Genomic DNA, 18,556 nt, shown 5'->3' on the forward strand with positions numbered 1-18,556 from the left:
GGCTTAGCCCAGCAGAGCGGCAATGGTAGATTTAAGTTGCTGTGTATCTACCGGTTTATGTAAGGTGGTGATTTGAGAGCTTTGAATAGCCCCCAGAGATTGCGGAGAGGTATCGCCGGTCACCAGAATGGCGGTGACTTCATCAGCCAGTTGCGCGCGCAGAGCCATCACAGCGTCCACCCCGGTTTCATGGTTGCGCAAGCGGTAATCGGAAATAATTAATTGCGGGATAAAGCCGTTATGAAGCAACGCTTGCGCTTGCTGCAAGTCACCGGCCGAAGCTACCTGTTGGCAGCCCCAGTCGCGTAATAACATCGCCATGGCTTCGCGAATAGTTTCTTCATCGTCCAGTACCAGTGCGCTAAGTTGACTAAAGTCCAGGGCACTGCCGCTGGCTTCCACGGGTGATAAGGTTTGGCTGCTATCGGCAATGGGCAAACTAAAAAAGAACCGTGAGCCCTGATTCAGCGTTGATTCAACCTGGATTTCTGTGCCCATCAGTTTGGCGAGTCGGGCGCAGATGGATAGCCCCAGCCCCAGCCCTTTATTGCGGTCCCGCTCCGGGTTATGCAATTGCTTGAACTCATCAAAAATATGTTCCAGTTCTTCTGGAGGGATGCCGCGGCCGGTATCCTCCACGCTAATACTAGCGGCTTGTTGCTCTTGTCGGGTACTGAGCCGGATAACCCCTGAGCCGGAGTGGTTAATGGCATTGGCAATCAGGTTAGACAGTATACGGGTGAGTAGAACCGGGTCTGTTTGCAGCACAATATCATCGACATCCGCTTCCAGTTGTAGCTTCTGTTCCTCGGCTTCAGGGCGATGTAAAGCGACCAGAGCATTGATATAACTGGCTGCCCTTACGGGTTTAGGTTGGTATTCAATGGTGCCAGCATCGAGGTTAGAGATATCCAGCAAGCTATTAAACAGGCTTTGCAAGCTGCGGGCGCAGGTGGCAATTCTATCTACCAGTTGCCGGGCATTATCGGGCATGGTTTTTTTCTGTAACATTTCAATAAATAAATTCATCGCATGCACCGGCTGTCGCAGATCATGACTGGCGGAGGCGAGAAAAATCGATTTACTGTGGTTGGCCTGATCGGCTTTTTCCTTGGCGGCCTTAACGCTATTCATCAGGTCGGCATACTGCAGTTTTAAATGAATGGCTTTCATAATGGCGTTGTAGTTTCTTTCCAGAGCGGCAATACAGAAAGCGGTTACCAGGATCAGTGCCAATGCCCACATATTGGTATCGGGGTTTTGATCGAGAATAAGGTGGCCAATCATTAATCCATTGGCGGGTATCGCGTAGGCATACCACATGGGCTTAAAGGAGCTATACGTGACGGCTTGCCCGATCATGACAAAGGTGGGGAAGAAAAAGCTGATAATGACCTGGCTCATACTGTCTTCAGCAATATCAACAAACATAATCGGCACCAAGCCCCAGATTACCCCGGCAGCGGCGGTATGAAAAATCGACAGCCATGCCCAGGGTTTTAGCGAGTCATTGCCAGCCAGGCGGTAGAGGTTAAACTTTTTCCATGAGTAAACGCGAAATACGCTGAACAGATTGACCACAAAAAACCAACTAATCAATAAGCCGGGGCTGACGGTTGACCACATTACAAATACGAACAACAACGACACGGTGACAGCCGTAAAGGTATGGGTAGGGAAGGTTTGATAAATCAATTCGATCCGGGCGTTAAACACCGCCTTTTCATCCGGCACCTTGCCCGGCAGGCTTAATGCTGCATCGGCTATGGTCATAGCAGTGCCTCCATAATCGCCTGTTCCAGCTCGGCTGTTTTGATCGGCTTATGCAGTACCTTCAGGCCGCTATCACTGACCTTTTTCAGGGAATCAACCGCGGTATCACCGGTGATTAATACGGCCCTTACCGGGTAGCCTATACGTTGTGAAATCGCTTCAATCACATCCAGCCCTGTCAGATGGTCGCGCAGCCGATAGTCTGAAATCACCAGGTCCGGGAAAAACCCCTGATCCATGGCTTGCAGGGCTTCAATATCATCGGCCACTGCTGCGACCTCGCCACAGCCCCAGCTTGAAAGCAGCATGGGCATAGCATCAAGAATATCTTTTTCGTCATCGATAATCATAATCGAGTAGGGTTGCAGGTCCATGGTTCGTGGTTTTATGGCTGTGGGCGCTGTCTCTATACCGCTGTGGTCTTTTTCCAGCGCTAATGAAAAGCAGGAACCTTGCCCCAGTGTTGACTCGACTTCAATGGCTGTATCCAGTAAATGGGCAAGCCGGTTACAGATTGCCAGCCCTAATCCCAGACCCTTATTTCTATCTCGTTCGGGATTATGCAGCTGTTTAAATTCTTCAAATATTGTCTCAAGATGTTCAGGAGCTATGCCTTTTCCGGTATCGGTAATGCTGACTTGTATACGGTCGTCCGCAGTGGCTTGGCTGCCAATCTCAAGGCTGCCACTGTCGGTGTAATGGATGGCGTTGATCAACAAGTTGGAGAGTATTCTATTCACCAGTATGGGGTCAGAATAAATATAACGCTCATTGATGGCGTTACTAATCGACAGCCCCTTATCTTCAATTTCCGGAAGATGGAGGGTAATCAGTTCATCAACGGCACTGCGTAAATCCATGGTTTTTTTATTAATATCCACCGTGCCTGCATCCAACCTGGAGATATCCAGCAGGCTGTTAAATAAACTTTGAAGATTATTGGCGCTGCTGGCAATTCGGCTGATTAAAAGCGTGATGTCAGCGGGTAAAGATTGTTTTTGCAGCATTTCAATAAATAAGTTCATGGCATGGACGGGTTGCCGCAGGTCATGGCTGGCAGAGGCAAGAAAGGTCGACTTATTAATATTGGCCTTGTCGGACTTTTCTTTCTCCCGCTGCAATTTAGTCATTAGCTTGGCGTATTCGGTTTGCAGCAAGGTGGTTTCCCGGAAGGATTTATGGTGCCGGTTCATCATCGAAAATAAAAACAGATTAAATAGCAGCAAATATACTGCCAGCATATTCGAGCCATCAATAGAGCTGCTTATTAAGCGATAAATAAGGGCGCAGGATGCCGGGATAACAAAGGCAAACCACATGGGTTTAAAGGAAGAGTGGGAGATGCTCAGGCCAATAATAGCGGTGGTGGCAAAGAAGTAAACCGCTAGCAGAGTGCTAGTGGGGGTATTTTCCATGGTGGGAAAGCACAGCGGCAACAATGCCCAGATAATACCGTAAAGCAGGAGTTGGAAAAAAGCCATGTCCGCCCAGGCTTTGATACTGAGTGTGTCGCGTATCTCGGTCCGGTTAAAGCGTTGAAAAGAAAATAGTCTGAGTAAAAAAAATAGATAATTGGCGGCTAACCAAAGGCTTAAGCCAGCACGGGATTGTGGTTCCCAAATAGTGATTGTTACCAGAGTGGAGATCAGCACTGCCGGCAACAGATTGGCAGGAATCTGCTGGTAAAACGTGCTTACCTGCGCATTAAATATCTGCTGTTCACTGTCGTTATCAAAGGCCATGCGTGGTTTTTATGTCCGTTTAATGCACTGGTTTATTGTTTTCGATAATGCCACTTTAGCGATATTTATTGCTAAAGCAAGCACCAATATTTTTTTTAATTACTGTGAACCGTTTTATCTCCCCCTGCGACAGAGGGCTAACGACAATGAAAAAATGGAGATAAAACGATGACTTTAACCCCGACAAAAACACTGGCAGTTTCGGCGTTGGCGCTGACCACAGCTATCAATGCATCGGCATTAACATTGACCGGCAATGGTCTACAAACACAGTTGCAGGGCACTCTGGGTAGTGTTGATGTTATGTCGACCGGCGACTATGTGGGTAATACCGGTTATCTGGGTGCCAATGGCATTGTTAGCCCTGCCCCACAGATTAATGGCCGACGTGTGCAGTACGATATGCATAACAAAATTAAAAATGGCGATATCTTCCACTTTACTGTGTGGTATGAGCAGGGTATCGAGGTTTTGGGTGCCGGTGTGCCCGGTGGCTATATCAGTGAAAATGGTGTGGTGACTGACTGGCTTAATAGTAACTATATGATGCGCTTTGATAATGGTTACGGCAATTATCACTATGAATTGTTCAATGGTGGTCAATGGGCAGTGGAGTATAACCCTGACAATATTAAATGGATTCTGTTTGGTGAGGGTATGCCAGGAGGTAGTGCCATTGGTCGCACGGATGTTGGCAATAAGGGCCCAAGATTTAGCATTTTATTTCCTGAGGATGTATCGCTGGAATTACAGGATGCTGTGGTATTTGGTAATAACCGTTCAGCAACAGGGCAGGTCTTGTCCGCCACCTCTGCCGTGCCTGTACCCGCCGCGGCCTGGTTATTCGGTTCTGCCTTATTAGGTTTAACCGCTGTAGGACGCAAACGTAAGTAATTATCCCATCCGGTCGCCGTCTACGCTTTAGGCCCCGAAATTTTTCGGGGCTTTTTTTATGCTCGGTATCCATGAACTTTTCTTGGCCTGCTAACGACTGATAGTAGAAATCCATCACCGTAAAAGGAAACTGTTATGGCTATTAAATCCCTTAAGCAGCTCGCTGCTATAACGACGCTGGTTTTATCGCCTTTATCCCATGGCGCCTATATTAATGGAGCTGTGTTGTTTTCCAGTTTTGACTGGAGCAAAAGCGCAGGCAGTGTTGCACTGAATAATGAGCAAATCGTCGCCTCGATGCAGGACCTGAATGGTGAAACCGGATTAAATTTTGATGGCTTTAGTTATTCCCCCTTTGCGCCGTCAGCGATCAGTTGGCAAAGTGATCACTTTATTTTTAAAATGACTTCCCTAACCGTGATTAACGAAACCCGCACCACGCTTAATGCAGAGGGTGCTGGCCTGCTGATTGCACTGGATAACAGTTGGTACGATACCTATGCCAGTTGGTCTTTTTCCGGTGGCAGTATTAACTGGAGCTATGCAGCGATAGCGCTAGGTGAAGGGCCGCGGCCATCCGCCGTGCCCATTCCTGCCGCAGGCTGGTTATTTGGCGTCGCTTTGCTTGGCTTGCGAGGCATTAAGCGCAGAGCTTAATCGTATGGCGAGTGTCTAGTGGATTAGCTGGCCATCCGCTTTCTGCCTGCCAGACCCGGTAGGGCCGCCACTATGCAAGGCCACCAAGCCTATGGGGAGTGATGTTGCACCGGTTCAATATGCATAGTAGTGGTACCCGCCTGGAAGGAGTCACCAAAATCACCATCAGACCACTCTGGGCCTGACAAGGTGCCACAGACCGTTCCCAAAACTATATGACCCGAGCACAAGGGTTGGCCACCTGGTGCAGCAGCAATAAACTGACCGGAAATAACAGAGTCAGCGATATTCCATCCCTGGTAAATGCCTTCTTCTCTGACTGCCAGCAGCGTTTCAGCGTAACTCAAGTCGAAGCTGTCCAGTCGTTTGTATTCCCTTCCAATAACGGTATCGCTGATAGAGTCTGTGCTGTCGTCGCTAAGCAAATCCCCGTGGCTAACAATGGTACTATTGGCGCATAATGAAAGTGTTAGGGCGGCCAGAACCAGAATGGGTTTGAACATGATAGAGGATCCGCATGGAGCGAGTTTATTATTAGTCATTCTGCCTAAGTGGTGTCGCTTGGCGATGGCAGATTGATACAGTGCAGTATAGAGCAGTGCGATAAATCTTCTCTTAAACCGAAAATAATGGCAGAAAACGTGGTTACTTTTATAGGCTTGAGTTTAGTATCTGGCTGGTTTAAGCGATAGGTTTCACTGTTAAAAGACGGCTTATCAAGGTTGGCCAGGAAGGTTTTGTTAAATCAATGATTGGCTCGTTTTTTCTAAACCAAGTCCAAATTGACTGGATGTTTAGAAGAGTTTAGAAGAGTTTTGGAAGGAGCCCAGTAACTGCCAAGTTTATTAGTCAGTCACTGGGTTCAGGCTTGGATAAGGCGAGAAGATAAAGACCTAGGGCACAATAACAATATTGTTGTTATAAGCGGTTCTAACAATACTGGTCAGGTTCTGGCCAGTGCTGCCGATCTCCGAGTTAACAAACACCACCAGTTCCATATCGTCAGGCATCATAAAAACAAAGCACTGTTCGGTACGGGCAATAGAGGGGAAGTTAAGGTTATCTGTCCATAAGCCCGCCTTATAAAAAGTACGGCCCGCATCTGTACTGGCGCCAAATACCGGGCTATTTAAACCCCAGGACTCGTTCAGTAATTTTGCGGTGCTAAAATTATCCAGTATTTGTCCAGCGCGCAGGGCTCTGACCACATCCAAAATTTCAGTAATGGTCATATGCCAACCCATACCACCGGCGCGGTTAGTAAAGTCACCGGTATTCCAGCCAGAGCCGTTAGCGTTAAAGGTATAAGCGCGGGCCGTGGTGGCGTTTTTACTTAAGGTTGGGAAGGCACCCACCGGATTAAAGACATGCTGTTGCATATAATCGTTATAAAATTCGGCGGTGCTGGCATCCCACATATTGTCATTCATTAAGTCAGAGCCAAGGTTGGCCGCAGGGCTAATATAGCCACCAATGGTTGAGATCAAAATTCTGATTAAACCAAAGTTCATATTTTCATAAACCATGGCATCGACATCGCCAATAGCGCTGGCGGCAACCGGTGATTCAACGGTGGACTTCATTGTTGCCCAGTCGCTGGCGGAGCCGCCGGTAACAAAGCCTGAGGCATGGTTCATTAGGTCTTCAAAGGTAATATTTTCTACATTGGCACCTGGGTCCCAGTAGTCTGGCAGGTAGTCAATAATTGCAGTGTCAGGGGAAATACCTTCTTCATCTAATAAGTGGATTAAACCAATAGCACTCATTAATTTGGAAATACTGGCCACATGCATTCTGCGGTCGGTATTCCAGCCTTCTGCGGGCGAGTCGCCAACATTGGGGTTGCGGCTCCAGTTCCACTGCAAGATACCCACGGTCTGGCCATTGCGGCGCATTTTCATGGCATAGCCGTTAACGCTGGATTTCAGGGTGTCGTGCAGCTCTTCTCTGAAGCTGGGGATATCCAAATAATTAGGATTGTCCGGGCTGGGTACCCAGCCTAATGGGGGCTCTGGAAAAGGACCGGGTGGTGGTGGGGGAACCGGCTGTACCTTGCTGGGCCCCTGACCTGTCATAGTGTACTGCTTGATATCAAAGCCTCTGGCATTTTTGAGTTCTTCCAGGGCCGAAGGGTCTAACAGATAGTCATTGCGGTGATTATGTATTTCAGGGCGGGTGCCACCGAGGCTATCCCGGCCCACTTTATCCGCTGCTTTGGCATTGAATTTTAAGTCTTTAATGGTGACCAGACCACTGGCAATACCGGGGACCATGTTGGGGTCTTTGAGTGCTTTACGAACACCATCGACTTTTAGTAGTGCATTAAAGCACTCACTGTTTGTCGTTTCCAGCGGGGCACCGCTGGCGGGGTCCATACATTCAACGGGAATCAGTTCAGTGCCGCGATCAGGTACTTCGCTGCTGTCCTGGGCTTGGGCCGGGTTGATCAGGGGCAGTATCAACAGGGCGTATTTTAGGGGGGTGGTAGTAACCTCATTAGCTTTCTCCGTAAGTGCTGCAACATAAATATATATAGGTATGGCTTATGTCGAAGGGGGTTTAAAAAAGGTTCATTATTTTTGTTGGGGGCCTAGCTGTTGTTGAAGTTGCTGCCATCCTTTGGCCAGCGGGGCAGGTTTTAGCACTTCGCCTTTCACGGCCTGATATATTTTTTCCTGCCACAGCCGTTCAGCATTGAGTTCGGTGTTATTGGCTAACGCCTGCTCAAATATCAGTCGCTGTTTTTTTGGCAGCTTATTGCTTAAATAGAGAAGCATCTGCTCGTCCCAATCGCTATCGATCATAAATAATCCTGTATGCGGTATAGTCTTGTGTCGTAGCCTGCGGGCAAAAGGTTCACGGTATTTTTTGCGCAGTGGACTGAACCGGGCAGGGCTTTGTTTCGACAGAGTGTCAAAGCATCTAACAGGATAGTTTCGCGATGAAAAGTCTCTGGCAAAATAGCAGCACCCTTTCAAGTCACTTGCAGCAACCCGCTATGGAGTCTCCAGATCTGGAGGTGTTGGCTGCCAGGGTTCCCGGCAATGGCCATATTTTGCGTGATAATAGCAGTGGCCTTGAGTGGTTAAATGTGCAAGCCACTCTGGGCTTGAGTTATGAGCAAGTGATTCACCAGAGTCAAAAGGGGGCGGCCTTGCACGGCTGGTGGTATGCCTCATTAACTGAAGCACAAATTCTGCTCAGCCGTTTTGGTTTTGATGTTATTGACGGTGTTTACCAGCAGGGGGTGGATGAACTGCAACAGGCGGTGGAGTGGATGAATGCACATCTGGGTGAAACCATTGCCTTTAGCCGGGCTTTCCCGGCAATAGCCTACCGGGGTTCGGTACTAATGACCGGCAGTCACAACGCCAATCAGCAGCGGCTAACACTGCCGGTGTTTTATCAGCAGGATAGTGATAACCATAACATTGATATTGAGACGGGGATTGGTGTGGGTGATAGTGCGGTGCCGCCCTATATCTCCAGTTTGCTGGTACGTCATCGGTCGGTTAAAAATACGACGGGCTTTTGGCAGTAAAAAATTGCGAAGAGAAAAAGGCTGGCCTGGTGCCATTGCTGACCCACACGTTTTTTCAAGTGTTGAAACCACCATCGTAGGGTGGATTGCAATCCACCAAGCCCAGCCATGAGCATTTATATACCGGTGGATTATAATCCACCCTACGGGTAACTCTTACCCAGTGCCGTTTTTTTTCAGTCTATAAAAAATATCAAACAGCAGCGGCCAAAATGGCCCGCTGCTTAAACCTCGTATTTACTTCAGCCCCAGCTTTAAATTATTACTATCAAAACTGACCTTAAGGGAAAACTGAATCCGAATATCATCACCGGATTCACCGCTAATATCTTCACGTTCACCCCAGGCAATTTCACCGCCAATCAGCACATTATCCTGCGGGTAATGCAGCAAATTAACTTGAGCGATTTGGCCTTTTTCATACTCGTTATCAGCCTGGCCTTCAGTGGTATCAATTTCATTAAAGGAATAACCAATAGAGGTTGACCACTGCTTGCTCCAGTAGTGATCGTAATAGGCCACTACACCGATCATCTCTACCGCTTCAACACCGGTGGTGGTGATATCCGCAGAATCTGGCGCAATATCAACGCCGCCATCATTCATATAGTTACCGATACCTTCACCGTAAACCACTTGCAGTTTTAAGCGGTCATTCTCTAACATTTTGATAGAGGTACTGGCATTAATACCCCAACCAAACTCTTCATCCGTGTCATTAGTATCGGTGCGCTCATAACCTAACTTGCGGGCGATACCGGCCAGTTGCCAGTGGCCCCAGTCGGTATTGTCGCGGTAGCGCACGGTCAGATCGGGAATATCGTTGTACTTGTCAACAATCTCATCGATGGTGGAGCCGCAGTCGGAGACCGGATTGTTGATATCGCAGGAAGAGTCATCGCGAAAACGCCCAACGGTAATGGAGGTGTCCGGGTCTTCAATAGCAATGGAAAATTCATCTTCACCCGCATCAAAGGTATAACGGGCCTGCTTATTACGGTAGAACACCATGCCCGTTGGACCCCAGTAATCAATTGTATTAGGGAAAATATCGATATCCATAAAATTGGACCAGGTCTGGCCTGCACCAATTTCTTTCCAGGTTACCCAGGCATGACGTAAGCGTGGTGTGGTTTGGCCAGCATCACCGCTGACACCAAACAGTTCGTACTCAAATAACATGGTGACATCTTCACCGTAATTGGCACTAATACCCAAGCGGCTTTGACGCACGCCAAAAATAAACTCGCCGTCATCCCCGTAGGCGCCATCGGTGGTGGGAATGGTAGAGACACGCAGAGTATCGTTCCAGTCTGGGTCCACCCGTTTAAAATCATAAATCATATCGGCCTGTACAAAGCCATAGACCTTTAAGTTTAAGGCGTCTGCCTCAGCGGTTGCCCCTAATGACAGGCAGGATAAAGCTGCGCCTGTAAGATAATGTTTCCAGTTATTATTCATTATTTAACGCCCTCAAAAATATTCAGGTGTAGTTCTTTGGAAATATAGTTAATCGCTTTCATGGCACGAATGCTATTGCCCGCTTTATTCAGTCGTGGTGAGAAAGCGGCAATGGCCATTTCACCAGGCACTACGGCGACAATACCGCCGCCAACACCGGTTTTAGCGGGTAGGCCTGCGGTATAAGACCAAATACCTGATTCGTCATAAAAACCCGCGGTTAACATGACTGCCAGTAATTTAGAGACATGCTCAGCGTCCAGCACACGTTTACCGGTTTTTGGATTCACGCCGTGGTTGGCCAGGGTGGCACCCATCATCGCCAGTTGCTCAGTGTTAACACCCAGCGAACACATTTTGGTATAAACCCTGAGGGCTTCTTCGGGTTCACTATAAAGACGTCCATAGTTAAACAGCAGATTAGCAATCCCCCGGTTAGACCAGCTGGTTTCATACTCGGAGGTATAGACTTTATCTAACAGTGTTAGCTCAGCACCGGCAAAGTCATTAATATTGCTTCGAACTTTGTCCCAGCGTTGCGCTTCATCTTTAGCGTCTACCATGCTAACGCTGGCAATCGCACCAGCATTAACCAGTGGATTGACTGAACGGGCTGGCATAATTTCCAGAGCGAGTTTGGAATTAAAGGGCAGGCCGGTTGGCTCTACTCCAATCTTTTCTTGCAGAGCCTCAGCCCCTTGTTCCTGCATCACCAGCGCCGCATTAAAGGGTTTGGAAACAGATTGTATGGAAAAGCTATAGTCGGTATCTCCCGCTTGATAGACTTTGCCATCTCGGGTAATGATTACAATACCAAACAGGTCTGAAGGAACTTCGGTCAGGATCGGGATATAGTCCGCATTGGCTCCTTCTTTAACTCCTTTGAACTTGGCGTGGGCCTTGGTCACAATATCGGCCAGTACATCCGGGCTGGGTTTGGCATGGGAGGGTAGTGCAACTAATAAAAACGCCACAAGCAGCAGGCGAATCATAGGGTTTAGGTGACGCGATAAGCGGTGATGCATATTCTGACTCCTTTAAGAAAAACGCAGTAAAAACAGACTTTTGGATTATTCTCAACTCAGCATAGCAGTCTTTTTACATCGTGCAGATAAATAACAGGATGTATCCGTGTTCGTGTTTTGGGGAGTTATGGGGGACCAGTGTCGCAGTTTTTGCATTAGGGTTTTGTATCTATAGCGTCAATGAGTGGATTGAAGGCTGAGCAATAAAGAGTGGTTAACGCGATAAAAAGCACGACTCTTATTCGGTTTCTTCATTAACCTGCGTGATCTATCGCAGTCAAACCGATAAAAGGTTGGTGCTGATGAAAAACTGTCAGGTATTAGAAAAAAACCAGTAACCGCGATTCAATACTTTCCCGGGGCGGAGCATCTTCAGGGGCTTGCGGATTATTAAATGCAGTATGTACACAGCGTCTAGCCCTGCCGTCCGTGGCAGAATCAAATGTTTTAATTAATAACACTTCATTACGGGCTAGAGCTGGAAAAAAATACCAGCGGTGTTCGGGATTAAAAATGACCAGTTCTAACTCACCTATCCGCTCCGCGGCTCGTCGCTCGCTGGCAACCAGATCATAAGGGGATAGGGTGCGGGCATCGCTAAGTGCCATGGGGCTATGATAGGCGGGTGCTTTAATGGCGCGCCATACATTAATAATGGCATAGCGATGTTGTAAATAAAGATCTGCCTCTGCTGTGTCAACCAGTTCACGCAAGCGCCGCTCGGCGGAGGCATCGGTATAGTCATTATGAATAACTGAAGCGGCTTCACGGGTATTGCGCTGTTCGCGAATGTCCGGCGAGTCTGAACGTAGGGTATGGTCAAATACGATCGCATCACGACCGCCTACCGCAGCGAGAACCAGATCGCGCAATTCCTGTTCATAGAGTGATTGTTGCCCAGCTAGCTGATAAAAGTCGCTAACCGCCGTAGTATGGTTGCGGCGTTCAAAACCATAACTGTCTAGTGTCGGTGCTGGCGAGAGTTGTCTGGCATCGGCTATCTCCATATCGCAATCGTCAAATTCGGCACCAATCCGCATCTGCGCATCAGCGCCGCCTGCCGAAGCGTGGTAAATCGGTTTCTCATCCGTGGGTACCAGATAGCGAAGTGTTGCCGTGACCATCGTCTAATTCTCTCTTATCACTCTATTGGGCCAATAAGGCTTTTTCGCCAGTGTATATCATTTTAAACGCTTTTTTGCCGGGCATAAATTTACTACCCCATTGTGCTTCCAGGTCGTCCAGTGGCTTTTCCGCCAATAGTTGTTCGAGTTCCTTGCCGCTGGCAATGGCTTTGTTTACCCGTTCCTGAATGGTCAGGCATAGGGCTTTAAAAGCTTTGACTTCATCGATAGTGGATAAATTACCATGGCCGGGAATAATTTTGGTCTGGGTATTAGCCAGCGCAATCAAGGCTTCGTTGGCCGCGATCACGCCAGCCAGGGAGCCACCGGCATGGTAATCGACAATGGGATAAGCCCCTTGTAAAAATACATCACCGGCATGAATGACATTAGCCTTGGGGAAATGAATAATGACATCGCCATCGGTATGGGCATGTTGCAGGTGTTTGATATGAATATCCTGCTCATTAATATAAAAATGCATTTCTTCGGCAAAGGTCACTACCGGCCAGGCACTGGGGTCGGCGGGTGGGTTCTTTTTACCAAACAGAGCGCTGATACTTTCTTTGGTCATCCGGGTGCGGGCATTATTATGGGAAACAATAAGAGCTCCCAGTTCTTTCATGGCTGGATTGCCACCGGTATGGTCGGCGTGAAAATGGGTGTTAAGCACAAAGCGAATGGGCTGGTCGGTTAATTCCTGAATTTTGGCAATCACTTTCTTGGATGAAAAAGGAAGTTGATCATCAATTACAAAAGGTTGTGAGCCGGTTGAGACGGCAATATTGCCACCAATACCCTGAATCATATAAATCCCATCGCTAACTTGTTTGGAGGTCAGTTTCTGGGCAAAGCACAGTGGTGATATAATTACTAACAAGAGCGCTAAAGCGCGAGTAGATAGAGTCATAACAAATACCTTGCTGTCGTTATTATTTATTGCTGCGTACTATAATACACTTTAACCTGAATTAACCTTTCTTTCTTAATGTCTTGTTTTTCCCCTCTTCGATCAATAGCTTTAATAAAGGGCATTAATAAATAGCTCTAATCAATAGTAAAAATAGTTTGCTAATTTTTGACGAGCTAATGTCGAAGTTTAGACGGTGAAATAGCTATCTTCGCTGCAACGAACTGGGGTATCAATACACTAAATAGCTAAAGCGACCTATAGGTGATTTATGTGGATTGATATTGATGACTTACTAACACCGACGGTGGGTATACCGGAGCATTTTCGGCCTGTTAAAGAAGAAGAGGCCCCTCCGGCGTCATTGCTGTTTAATGATGACAAAGATAAACCCGGCGATGGTTTGGCGCTTATCCATAAAAGCCTTAAGTCCTCCACCCAGCTTAGCGAAAGTGACGAAAAAAAATATTTTTCTCGGCTTGGTGATGTCGTGCAGCAGTTAGTATGGGTGTTATTTCATGATCCACCCAGTCGTCAGTTGTTGTCTGCCTATCTGCTGTCCATTGCCTCAGGTAAAACACCGTTGGACCAAGGTTTGCCAACCATTGATCACCGTTTATTGATGACCGATATCAAACACCTTGGCGATGTTTTCGGTAACGCAGACATTATTGCGGAGCAGGCCCGTCGTCTCAACAGTGTTAAGCCGGATAGGGTTGATGATTTATTGGCAACTGAGTTTGAACATATCGATTGGCCCCACCCGTTAATTCTTGCCATTGCCCAGCTACCCTTTGCAATTGATCAAGCTGGGCAGTGCTCAGCGTATTTAAAAGCGTTTTCCAGTTACCTGGCCGTGATTGACGGGGTCGGCGCTATCCAGTCAGAAGATACGGAGCTTAGAGAGCGTTTATTAGTGTTGGTCAAACAGTACTATCAATGCAGAAACTATTTGGTGCATCATAATTTACGGCTAGTCTATCATGTGGCCAAAAAACATAGTCACTCTGCCAATGAAATACCGGATATTTTTCAGGAGGGGGTGTTTGGCCTGGTTCGAGCAATAGAAAAATATCGCCACCAGTCCGGTTATCGTTTTTCGACCTACGCCTATAACTGGATCGATGCTAAGGCACGTTTGGCGCCGGTGCGGCATAAAGGTTTTATGCGCTTACCCACATCGGCTATAGCTGATTTAACTGTCTTGCGTCGCACGGCAACGGATTTACAAAGCCAGGGGGTGCTGGTTAATCCCGTGACGGTGGCAGCCCGCTCTGATTTATCTGAGTCTCGGGTAAAAACGTTGCTGGCATTAAATAATTTTTCCTTATCGATTGATCAGCCTTTATTAGACCGAGAGCAGGGTATGACTTTATCCGGGGTGATTGCGGATGAGAATCAGGAGGTTATGCAAGATGTGTGGGAATATCAGCTTAAGACCGTGGTTGATCAATTATTAACAACCTTAACCGACCGGGAAGCTTTTATTTTAATTCATCGCTTTGGCTTAAAGGGGGTGCCCAGTCAATCACTGGAAATTATCAGCAGCAATGTGGGCTTAAGCCGGGAGCGAGTCCGGCAAATTGAGAAAAAAATACTGGCGGAGTTAAGAACTCTGGTCGAAACCCAGCGTGGGGATTTAAAAGAAAGCCTGAATGCCAGTTTGCGCTCTACCCAGAATTAATGCATGGACATCGGCAGTGCCTTCATAGGTATTGACGACTTCCAGATTGACCATATGGCGCATCACCGGATATTCGTCAGAAATACCATTGCCGCCATGCATATCTCTGGCTTCTCTGGCTATCTCTAAGGCCTTTTGGCAGTTATTGCGTTTCAACAATGACACGGTTTCAATCCCTAACTGGCCCTGATCTTTTAGCTGGGTTGCGCGCCAGCTGCCCAATAGCCCCAGCGTAATATCCGTTTGCATAATCGCCAGCTTTTTTTGAATTAATTGATTGGCCGCCAGTGGCCGGTCAAATTGGGTGCGCTCCAAGGTGTAGTCCCGGGCCGCATACCAGCAAGCTTCAGCAGCTCCCAGTGCGCCCCAGGAAATACCCAGCCGCGCGCTATTCAGGCAACCAAAAGGCCCCTTTAAACCTTGCACATTGGGGAGCCAATTTTCATCGGGTACAAACACGTCCTCCATCACTATTTCGCCGGTAATAGATGTGCGCAAGGCCAGCTTGCCTTCAATTTTGGGGCTGATAAACCAGCCATACCTTTATCGAGAATAAAGCCACGGATAATACCGTCTTCGGTTTTTCCCCAAACCACAAATACGTCGGCAATCGGTGAGTTGGTAATCCACATTTTTGTGCCGTTAAGGCGATAGCCACCTTCAACTTTTTTGGCTCGGGTCATCATATTGCCAGGGTCGGAGCCATGGTCAGGTTCGGTTAAACCAAAACAGCCTACCCACTCACCGCTAGCCAGTTTGGGTAAATACTTTTCTTTTTGCGCTTCACTACCGTAATGATAAATCGGGTGCATCACTAATGAGCTTTGCACACTCAGCATGGAGCGGTAACCGGAGTCAATTCGTTCTACTTCACGGGCAATAAGGCCATAGGCAATATAGCTAACCCCGGGGCAGCCATAACCTTCCAGTGCTGCGCCGAGTAAACCCAACTTACCCATCTCCCGGAAGATTTCACGGTCTGTGCCTTCATGGCGAAAAGCATCGCGCACACGGGGCAGTAATTTTTCTTGGCTATAGTGTTTAGCGGTATCCCGCACCATACGTTCTTCTTCGGTCAATAAATCATCCATTAAGAAGGGGTCTTGCCAATTGAACGGGGCGTTAGACGGTGTTGTCGACATGGAGGCTTCCAATAGCGAGAGAGTTGTGCGGTCAGTATAAAGCCTTACTCGATACTGACAATAGTGAAGCGTTGTTGTTGCTGGTTTAACTGCAATAGCACTTCGTCATCAAGGGTTTGGCCCATTAAAGCTTGGCCCAGGGGAGTGGCGGGGGTAATCAGCGAAATAATGTCCCCGTTACGATTGAGGCTTAAACCTCCGGCGGCTGGGCCAAGCAGTAAGTGTCGCTGCTGTCCCTGGTCATCCTCAATGCACACCAGTGCGCCCAGTTGAATGCTGGACTGCGCGCTAAACTGCGGCCGTTTAAATTGTTGGTAAAGAGCAATAGCCTGCTGTAGCTCGGCAATACGCATCGATTGCCCATGGGCAAGGTAGGCGGCTTCTACCGCCAGAGTATCGTATTTATTATCGGCAATATTCTCGCTATGGGTGGCGCTGGCATGGGCCTGCTGGCTGGCATTGGCTGCAGTAGAGAGTTCCTGTTCCAGCTGTTCTATAATGGCGCGAACCAGATAATGCATAAAAGGCTTAATCAGTGTTTGGGTTAATTCAATCAAGAATCATACTCGATACGCTATAGCTTTACAGCTTTGACTAATTAGCGAGATAGTAATATGGCGCAAGCCGATACGATTGTAGTGTTAGATTTTGAGACCACCGGTTTATCCCCGGATAATGGCGACCGTGCTATTGAGATAGGCGCGGTAAAGCTGGAAAGAGGCGAGGTGGTTGATCGCTTCCAGGCCCTGATGAATCCGGGGCGCAGCGTCACCGCCTTTATTGAGGACTACACCGGTATCAGCAATACGATGTTGGCTGAGGCAGATTCCTGCGCAGAGGTGATGGACCGCTTTGCAGATTTTATTCAGGACTATAATCTGGTGGCCCACAATGCCTCCTTTGATCAGCGTTTTCTGGATGCAGAGTTAAGCAGGATTTCACGTTCTTACAATGGCCAGTTTAGTTGCTCTTTACTAGCTGCCCGCCGGGTTTTCCAACAGGCCCCCAACCATAAATTGGGCACCCTGGTTAACTACACCAATATCCCCTCCAGTGGTGACTTTCACCGGGCGCTGTATGATTCTGAAATGACCGTAAAGGTATGGCTAAAAATACTGGAAGCGATAGAGCAGCAATATGGCCTGAGTGATATTCCCTTTTCACTGTTGCAAAAACTCAATAAAACCCCTAAAAAATCCATTCATCAATGGTTGCTGCGTCAGGGCGAAAGTGCCTGATCAACTTTTCAAACCTTTCTGGAATAATAAAAAGCTACCGCACTACAGCAACACATCACCACTGCCATGGGCAGGGCGGTTTCAGGTTTTACCGCACTTAATAACAAGCCGGCAAAGCCGCCTGCACCATAGTTTAAAATACCCATTAAGGCCGTCGCCGTACCCGCAATGGGTTTAAAGTGGCTAAGTGCCCCCATGGTCGAGTTAGAACCCACCAAGCCCATCATACCCACCGCAATAGCGTTTAATGGCACCATTAGCCACAGTGATGAGCTGCTCAGTGCTAATAATACCAAGCCGATAACCGCAACAAACTGTATTGCCGCCCCCCACTTAAGAATCGTAAAAGGCTGCATATGATTTAGCATAAACGCATTGCAGCGATTGGCGGCAATCATCACCACAATATTACAGCCAAATAATATCGAATAGAGTTCGGGGCTGACCTCAAAATAACTCATATAGACAAAGGGCGAGCCGGTAATAAAAGTCAGCATCAACGAGAAAGAACCCGCCTGTAAAAAAATAAAGCGCCGACCCTCAATATGGCTGAGTACTTTTTTATAACCGCGGAGAGCCTGCCCCCATTGCAATGCTTGCTTATGTTCAGTTTGGGTTTCGGGCACATTGAGGGAAAAAATCAGGCAAACGATGAGCGCATAAGCAGCAAGGAAAATAAAAATCGCACTCCAGTGAAAGGCACTTAATAAACTGGCGCCAATCAGCGGCGCTACCAACGGTGCTGCCATGGTGATTAAAGCCACCAGCGCAAAAACCTTGGCCGCTTTAACGCCATCGTAGTGATCGCGAATAATCGCAGCAGGCACTACGGCAACAGCACCACCGCCCAGCGCCTGCACAAAACGCCATGCGCCCAGTTCCATGGCGTTAGTACTTTGGGTAATCGCCAGAGACGCTACAGCAAAGAGCATAAGGCCAAGCGCAGCGACTATTTTTCTCCCGCGTTGGTCGGCAATGGGCCCGGCAATAAATTGGCCAATAACAAAGCCCAGTAAATAGGTGCTTAAGCTGCTTTGCACATAGGCCACCGGCTCACCAAAAGCCTTGGCAATCGTGGGTATAGCGGGCAGGTAACAATCCAGCGCAAAGGGCGCCAGTGCTACCAGTAAGGCCAGCCATAGGGCTAACAATTTGGGCGGGTTTAACGAGGTTGCGGTTGCGGGCATGGATAAGGGCTACAAGGTGAGTCGTTAGGCCAAGGCTGGGCTAAGCGAGTTATTAAACCAGTTTACCTTTTAAAAGGCCAATAAGCCTGCCCCTGAATCAATGATAGCGATAAAAAAAGGTAATTATTCAAAGGCTTAACAGCGTTGCAACGCTTAGGTAGCCGGTGTAAGGTGGCAA

The 18,556-nt window shown here is 47.9% G+C and carries 16 protein-coding genes and 1 pseudogene; 5 read left to right on the plus strand and 12 right to left on the minus strand.

Going from position 1 to position 18,556, the window contains the following annotated elements; all coding sequences use genetic code 11:
* Positions 1-3 precede the first annotated feature (3 nt).
* Together BST96_RS13980 and BST96_RS13985 are read right to left on the minus strand one after the other, a co-directional pair.
* Positions 4-1,773, minus strand: coding sequence for a hybrid sensor histidine kinase/response regulator (locus tag BST96_RS13980; RefSeq protein WP_085759301.1), 1,770 nt, complete (start codon positions 1,771-1,773; stop codon positions 4-6).
* Entirely contained in the window at positions 1,770-3,515 is a 1,746-nt protein-coding gene (locus BST96_RS13985) for an ATP-binding response regulator (RefSeq protein ID WP_085759302.1), read from the minus strand. The genes BST96_RS13980 and BST96_RS13985 overlap by 4 nt, the downstream gene beginning before the upstream one ends.
* A gap of 168 nt (positions 3,516-3,683) precedes the next feature.
* Here BST96_RS13985 and BST96_RS13990 point away from each other — a divergent pair, with 168 nt between their 5' ends.
* Positions 3,684-4,409 (plus strand): VPLPA-CTERM sorting domain-containing protein, encoded by a 726-nt coding sequence (locus BST96_RS13990; protein ID WP_085759303.1) that lies wholly within the window; start codon positions 3,684-3,686, stop codon positions 4,407-4,409.
* A gap of 135 nt (positions 4,410-4,544) precedes the next feature.
* Entirely contained in the window at positions 4,545-5,066 is a 522-nt protein-coding gene (locus BST96_RS13995; protein WP_085759304.1) for a VPLPA-CTERM sorting domain-containing protein, read from the plus strand.
* A gap of 89 nt (positions 5,067-5,155) precedes the next feature.
* Here the strand turns inward: BST96_RS13995 and BST96_RS14000 are convergent, their stop codons facing one another.
* The 3 genes from BST96_RS14000 to BST96_RS14010 all read right to left on the minus strand — a co-directional run bounded on the left by BST96_RS14000 (position 5,156) and on the right by BST96_RS14010 (position 7,870).
* Positions 5,156-5,569, minus strand: coding sequence for a hypothetical protein (locus BST96_RS14000; RefSeq protein ID WP_085759305.1), 414 nt, complete (start codon positions 5,567-5,569; stop codon positions 5,156-5,158).
* 390 nt (positions 5,570-5,959) lie between these two features.
* The gene (locus BST96_RS14005) at positions 5,960-7,528 is read right to left on the minus strand and encodes a serine hydrolase domain-containing protein (RefSeq protein WP_085759306.1); all 1,569 of its coding nucleotides are present in this window, start codon (positions 7,526-7,528) and stop codon (positions 5,960-5,962) included.
* A 111-nt stretch (positions 7,529-7,639) separates the two neighbouring features.
* Positions 7,640-7,870 (minus strand): hypothetical protein, encoded by a 231-nt coding sequence (locus BST96_RS14010; protein ID WP_085759307.1) that lies wholly within the window; start codon positions 7,868-7,870, stop codon positions 7,640-7,642.
* Between the two features lie 137 nt (positions 7,871-8,007).
* On the opposite strand from BST96_RS14010, the gene BST96_RS14015 reads away from it, so the two are divergent.
* Positions 8,008-8,607 (plus strand): hypothetical protein, encoded by a 600-nt coding sequence (locus tag BST96_RS14015; protein ID WP_085759308.1) that lies wholly within the window; start codon positions 8,008-8,010, stop codon positions 8,605-8,607.
* A gap of 237 nt (positions 8,608-8,844) precedes the next feature.
* Here the strand turns inward: BST96_RS14015 and BST96_RS14020 are convergent, their stop codons facing one another.
* From BST96_RS14020 to BST96_RS14035, 4 genes are all read right to left on the minus strand, one after another.
* Entirely contained in the window at positions 8,845-10,068 is a 1,224-nt protein-coding gene (locus BST96_RS14020) for a DcaP family trimeric outer membrane transporter (protein ID WP_085759309.1), read from the minus strand.
* Positions 10,068-11,093: a glutaminase A gene (glsA, locus tag BST96_RS14025; RefSeq protein ID WP_240554803.1), complete on the minus strand. Its 1,026-nt coding sequence runs from the start codon at positions 11,091-11,093 to the stop codon at positions 10,068-10,070. The genes BST96_RS14020 and glsA overlap by 1 nt, the downstream gene beginning before the upstream one ends.
* Positions 11,094-11,413: 320 nt before the next feature.
* Positions 11,414-12,217, minus strand: a complete 804-nt coding sequence (locus BST96_RS14030; RefSeq protein WP_206045343.1) for a CmcJ/NvfI family oxidoreductase — start codon at positions 12,215-12,217, stop codon at positions 11,414-11,416.
* 22 nt (positions 12,218-12,239) lie between these two features.
* Positions 12,240-13,127, minus strand: a complete 888-nt coding sequence (locus BST96_RS14035) for an MBL fold metallo-hydrolase (RefSeq protein WP_085759310.1) — start codon at positions 13,125-13,127, stop codon at positions 12,240-12,242.
* Between the two features lie 271 nt (positions 13,128-13,398).
* Here BST96_RS14035 and BST96_RS14040 point away from each other — a divergent pair, with 271 nt between their 5' ends.
* Positions 13,399-14,811: a sigma-70 family RNA polymerase sigma factor gene (locus BST96_RS14040; protein WP_085759311.1), complete on the plus strand. Its 1,413-nt coding sequence runs from the start codon at positions 13,399-13,401 to the stop codon at positions 14,809-14,811.
* Here BST96_RS14040 and BST96_RS14045 read toward each other — a convergent pair.
* Together BST96_RS14045 and BST96_RS14050 are read right to left on the minus strand one after the other, a co-directional pair.
* Positions 14,767-15,953 (minus strand): annotated as a pseudogene (locus BST96_RS14045) (acyl-CoA dehydrogenase). The gene BST96_RS14040 and the pseudogene BST96_RS14045 overlap by 45 nt on opposite strands.
* 44 nt (positions 15,954-15,997) lie before the next feature.
* On the minus strand, positions 15,998-16,510 hold the full coding sequence (locus tag BST96_RS14050) for a GreA/GreB family elongation factor (protein WP_085759312.1): 513 nt from the start codon (positions 16,508-16,510) through the stop codon (positions 15,998-16,000).
* Between the two features lie 57 nt (positions 16,511-16,567).
* Between BST96_RS14050 and BST96_RS14055 the strand changes: the two genes are divergently transcribed.
* Positions 16,568-17,191, plus strand: coding sequence for a 3'-5' exonuclease (locus BST96_RS14055; protein ID WP_085759313.1), 624 nt, complete (start codon positions 16,568-16,570; stop codon positions 17,189-17,191).
* A gap of 8 nt (positions 17,192-17,199) precedes the next feature.
* Here BST96_RS14055 and BST96_RS14060 read toward each other — a convergent pair whose 3' ends face one another.
* Positions 17,200-18,378 carry a multidrug effflux MFS transporter gene (locus BST96_RS14060; protein WP_085759314.1) on the minus strand — a complete coding sequence of 393 codons (1,179 nt, stop codon included), beginning with the start codon at positions 18,376-18,378 and terminating at the stop codon, positions 17,200-17,202.
* Between the last annotated feature and the right edge of the window lie 178 nt (positions 18,379-18,556).

It is taken from the genome of Oceanicoccus sagamiensis, assembly GCF_002117105.1.
GTDB classification, from domain to species: Bacteria; Pseudomonadota; Gammaproteobacteria; order Pseudomonadales; family Dasaniaceae; genus Oceanicoccus; species Oceanicoccus sagamiensis.

Bases quoted from the DNA above. Each gene is read 5' to 3' on its own strand.
- BST96_RS13980 (WP_085759301.1), bottom strand. From the start codon at position 1,773: ATGACCATAGCCGATGCAGCATTAAGCCTGCCGGGCAAGGTGCCGGAT.
- BST96_RS13985 (WP_085759302.1), bottom strand. From the start codon at position 3,515: ATGGCCTTTGATAACGACAGTGAACAGCAGATATTTAATGCGCAGGTA.
- BST96_RS13990 (WP_085759303.1), top strand. From the start codon at position 3,684: ATGACTTTAACCCCGACAAAAACACTGGCAGTTTCGGCGTTGGCGCTG.
- BST96_RS13995 (WP_085759304.1), top strand. From the start codon at position 4,545: ATGGCTATTAAATCCCTTAAGCAGCTCGCTGCTATAACGACGCTGGTT.
- BST96_RS14000 (WP_085759305.1), bottom strand. From the start codon at position 5,569: ATGTTCAAACCCATTCTGGTTCTGGCCGCCCTAACACTTTCATTATGC.
- BST96_RS14010 (WP_085759307.1), bottom strand. From the start codon at position 7,870: ATGATCGATAGCGATTGGGACGAGCAGATGCTTCTCTATTTAAGCAAT.
- BST96_RS14015 (WP_085759308.1), top strand. From the start codon at position 8,008: ATGAAAAGTCTCTGGCAAAATAGCAGCACCCTTTCAAGTCACTTGCAG.
- BST96_RS14020 (WP_085759309.1), bottom strand. From the start codon at position 10,068: ATGAATAATAACTGGAAACATTATCTTACAGGCGCAGCTTTATCCTGC.
- glsA (WP_240554803.1), bottom strand. From the start codon at position 11,093: ATGCATCACCGCTTATCGCGTCACCTAAACCCTATGATTCGCCTGCTG.
- BST96_RS14030 (WP_206045343.1), bottom strand. From the start codon at position 12,217: ATGGTCACGGCAACACTTCGCTATCTGGTACCCACGGATGAGAAACCG.
- BST96_RS14035 (WP_085759310.1), bottom strand. From the start codon at position 13,127: ATGACTCTATCTACTCGCGCTTTAGCGCTCTTGTTAGTAATTATATCA.
- BST96_RS14040 (WP_085759311.1), top strand. From the start codon at position 13,399: ATGTGGATTGATATTGATGACTTACTAACACCGACGGTGGGTATACCG.
- BST96_RS14055 (WP_085759313.1), top strand. From the start codon at position 16,568: ATGGCGCAAGCCGATACGATTGTAGTGTTAGATTTTGAGACCACCGGT.
- BST96_RS14060 (WP_085759314.1), bottom strand. From the start codon at position 18,378: ATGCCCGCAACCGCAACCTCGTTAAACCCGCCCAAATTGTTAGCCCTA.